Genomic DNA, 3,091 nt, shown 5'->3' with positions numbered 1-3,091 from the left:
AGCACGAGCCCGACCCGCAGGTGCGGCGGGCCCGCCGCACGGTGGTCGTCGTGGGTGCCTCGTACGCGGGCACCGAGCTGGTCGCCCAGCTGCATGCGCTCGCGGAGGACCACGCGCGGCAGCGAGGCAAGCCTTTGGACCAGGCCAGATTCGTCCTCATCGACGTCGCGGACCGCGTCATGCCGGAGGTCGGGGAGACGCTCGGCGACCGCGCGCTGCAGTCGCTGCGCGCTCGGGGGATCGATGTCCGCCTCGGCACGAGTCTCGAGGAGCTCACGGCGCAGGAGGCGACCCTGACCGATGGTGACGTCATCGGCACCAGGACGGTGGCGTGGGTGACGGGGGTGACGGGGGCGCCGATGCTCGAAACCCTCGGCCTGCCCCTGGTGAAGGGCAGGCTCGCCGTCAACGCGGACCTGTCCGTCCCCGGCCACCCGCACGTCTTCGCCGGCGGCGACGCCGCAGCCGTGCCGGACCTCGCGAGCGAGGAGACGGACGCCATCACACCACCCACCGCCCAGCACGCCGTGCGCCAGGGCAAGACGCTCGCACGCAATGTCGCGGCGACACTCGGGGTGGGCAGCAGCACGCGTTACAAGCACCACGACCTGGGCCTGGTCGTCGACCTCGGACCGACGTATGCCGTGGCCAACCCGTTGGGGCTCAAGTTGTCCGGCTGGCCCGCCAAGATCGCGGCCCGCGCGTACCACCTCGCCTCCCTGCCGCGGGCCGCCAACCGCTGGTCGACCGCGCTCGCGTGGGCGTCCGAGGTGGTCAGCGACCGACCGATCTCCCGACTGGGGCTGGTCAGCGAGGACGAGGCCGACTTCCGCGCGAGCGAGGGCCTGGGGGCCTCCGAGTAACCTTCTGGCCCCACGAGCGAGTCGCGTTGGGTGCGAACGCGCCGCAGATGTTGTGTGTCGCGGCTCCCGGCCGGTCACTGCACACGGGCGAAGGGGGCACCACTCGCCCCCTTCGCCCGCGGGCACCACCACGTCAGTGGTTGCGGAGGGCCTCGATCAACTCGTCCTTGTCCATTCGCGAACGCCCCTTGATGTCGAGCTCACGCGCCCGCTCGTGCAGCTCGTCGACGGTCCAGTCCTCGTACGAGCCGGACTTCCCGCCTCGCCGACCGACCTGCGACCTCGAGGAGTCGGCGGCCGCGTTGGCGATCCTGGCCGACTTCTCCTTGCTCTCACCCTCGTCACGCAACTCCTCGTAGAGCTCGTCGTCCTTGACGCTGGGTCCCGGCTTGCGTTCGGGCATCGGTGACACCGTCCTTTCCTCGTCCCATCCGCCGTACCCGTTCGCCGACGATGCATGCGACCGGATGAGGGCCGCGCGGGGGCAGCCCAGCGTGGCCGAGGTCAGACGAAGGGGAGGCCGCTGGACATCCCCTCGGGCCGGCCCGGCTCGGCGTAGTGCTCGACGCCGAAGGCCGCGGCGAAGACCTCCTCCGGCATCCTCAGCATGAACTGCACGTCCTCCTGCGAGGCGTGGCAGGCGAGCACCTCGCGCTTGCCGTCGATGACCTCGGTGACGTCCACCGCGTGGCGGATCTCCTTCTCCGGAAGCCCGACAGGGTTGCCGTCGTCCGCCGGGGCGTCGGCGTCCATGTCGAGCTCGAGGCCGGCCTGGCGGGCCAGCTCGAGCTGCCGGCGCATCCGGTCCCGGTTCATCGTGTTCTCCAGGACGCGCGGTCGGCGGGCCGCGAGCTCGGCCGCGCGGTGTGCGACGTGGTGCACCTTGACGTGGTCCGGGTGCCCGTAGCCGCCGTGCCAGTCGTAGCCGACGAGGATGTCGGCCTCCTCCTCGTCGAGGACCCGCGCGAGCCGGCGGGCGGCCCCGTCGGTGTTCGCGGAGTGGAAGGAGGTCTCGTGGCCGTTCTGCTCCCACCCGGTCATGCCTGAGTCTACGTAGCCGAGCCACTCCACGCGGGAGGTGCCGGTGAGCCGGGCGGAGGCGGCGGCCTCCCCCCTTCGGTACTCCGCGAGGTCCATCCCCTCCGGGAGGTCCTGCGGGACGGTGCCGTGCTCGCCGCCGGTCGCGTAGACGAGGACCACTCGGTGCCCGGCGCGGGAGGTGAGGATCATCGACCCGGCCGTCCCGCTGGCCTCGTCGTCGGGGTGGGCGTGGAAGAAGACGGTCGTGGTCACGGACTCCATCCTGCACCGAGGTGGTGACGGTCGGGTACCGAAGGGGGTTTTCCGGTTGCCGTCCCGGGGGCACGGGTGGAGAGTCATGGCCATGCGTGAGCATCCAGAGGGGCACTGGCTCCCCGTCGACACCTACGTGGCCGCCATCGAGCGGGAGACCCGCCGGTTCCGCGAGGTGCTTGCGCAGGCGCCCACCGGGACCGCCGTGCCCGGTTGCCCCGAGTGGGACGTCGATGACCTGCTGTGGCACCTGGGCGGGGAGGTCCAGGCCTTCTGGGCGTGGGTGATCGCCAACCGTCCGCTGCCCCCGACCGAGTTCGAGGAGCCGGACCGTCCCGACTCGCGGGCCGGCCTGCTGGCGATCCTGGACCGGGTGCACGAGGCGCTGATGCTCCGGCTGCGCAATGCCGACCCGTCGGAGGGGGCGTGGAGCTGGACCTCCGACCCGGACCTGCACACCGTCGCGTTCACGATGCGTCGGCAGGCCCACGAGGCCCTCATCCACCGGATCGACGCCGAGCTGGCCGTGGGTGAACGCACGCCCGTCGACCCTGCGCTGGCCGCGGACGGCTTCGCCGAGTGCCTGGAGGTGATGTACGCCGGGTTGCCGTCGTGGGGGTCCTTCGAGGCGGACGGCACCCGGATCGTCGTCGAGGCGACGGACACCGGGCACCGGCTCGTTCTCGGGCTGGGGCGCTTCACCGGGCACGACCCACGCAACGGGGAGGACGTCGACGCCGACGAGCTGCACGTCGTGGGCCACGGCCACGTCGGCGAGGTGGTCGAGGAGCCGGACCTGTGGATCCGCGGCACCGCCGAGCTGCTCGACACCTGGGTCTGGCATCGCGCCGGCCTCGCCGAGCCGGAGACCGACGGGGATGAGGAGGTCGCCGAGCGGTTGCGGGCGATCCTCTCCCAGTCGATCGACTGACGGA

General features: G+C 72.0%; 4 protein-coding genes. 2 read left to right on the top strand and 2 right to left on the bottom strand.

Features of this window, described 5'->3' with window-relative positions; translation table 11 throughout:
- A partial coding sequence (locus JCO01S_RS15140) for an NAD(P)/FAD-dependent oxidoreductase (protein ID WP_169796973.1) occupies nucleotides 1-863 on the top strand: 863 nt, incomplete at its 5' end.
- A 133-nt stretch (nucleotides 864-996) separates the two neighbouring features.
- On the opposite strand, the gene JCO01S_RS15135 is transcribed toward JCO01S_RS15140, so the two are convergent.
- Together JCO01S_RS15135 and JCO01S_RS15130 are read right to left on the bottom strand one after the other, a co-directional pair.
- Nucleotides 997-1,266 (bottom strand): DUF7218 family protein, encoded by a 270-nt coding sequence (locus tag JCO01S_RS15135; protein ID WP_068257642.1) that lies wholly within the window; start codon nucleotides 1,264-1,266, stop codon nucleotides 997-999.
- 101 nt (nucleotides 1,267-1,367) lie between these two features.
- Nucleotides 1,368-2,165 carry a PIG-L deacetylase family protein gene (locus JCO01S_RS15130; RefSeq protein WP_174521078.1) on the bottom strand — a complete coding sequence of 266 codons (798 nt, stop codon included), beginning with the start codon at nucleotides 2,163-2,165 and terminating at the stop codon, nucleotides 1,368-1,370.
- An 82-nt stretch (nucleotides 2,166-2,247) separates the two neighbouring features.
- On the opposite strand from JCO01S_RS15130, the gene JCO01S_RS15125 reads away from it, so the two are divergent.
- On the top strand, nucleotides 2,248-3,087 hold the full coding sequence (locus tag JCO01S_RS15125) for a maleylpyruvate isomerase family mycothiol-dependent enzyme (RefSeq protein ID WP_169796972.1): 840 nt from the start codon (nucleotides 2,248-2,250) through the stop codon (nucleotides 3,085-3,087).
- Nucleotides 3,088-3,091: the final 4 nt, after the last annotated feature.

Source organism: Janibacter corallicola NBRC 107790 (genome assembly GCF_001570965.1).
Taxonomy (GTDB): Bacteria; Actinomycetota; Actinomycetes; order Actinomycetales; family Dermatophilaceae; genus Janibacter; species Janibacter corallicola.
The sequence above is the reverse complement of the archived record's forward strand: the minus strand, read 5'-3'. Positions and strand labels throughout refer to the sequence as shown.

Coding starts and splice junctions, on each gene's coding strand:
- JCO01S_RS15130 (WP_174521078.1), bottom strand. CDS start 2,165: ATGGAGTCCGTGACCACGACCGTCTTCTTCCACGCCCACCCCGACGAC.
- JCO01S_RS15135 (WP_068257642.1), bottom strand. CDS start 1,266: ATGCCCGAACGCAAGCCGGGACCCAGCGTCAAGGACGACGAGCTCTAC.
- JCO01S_RS15125 (WP_169796972.1), top strand. CDS start 2,248: ATGCGTGAGCATCCAGAGGGGCACTGGCTCCCCGTCGACACCTACGTG.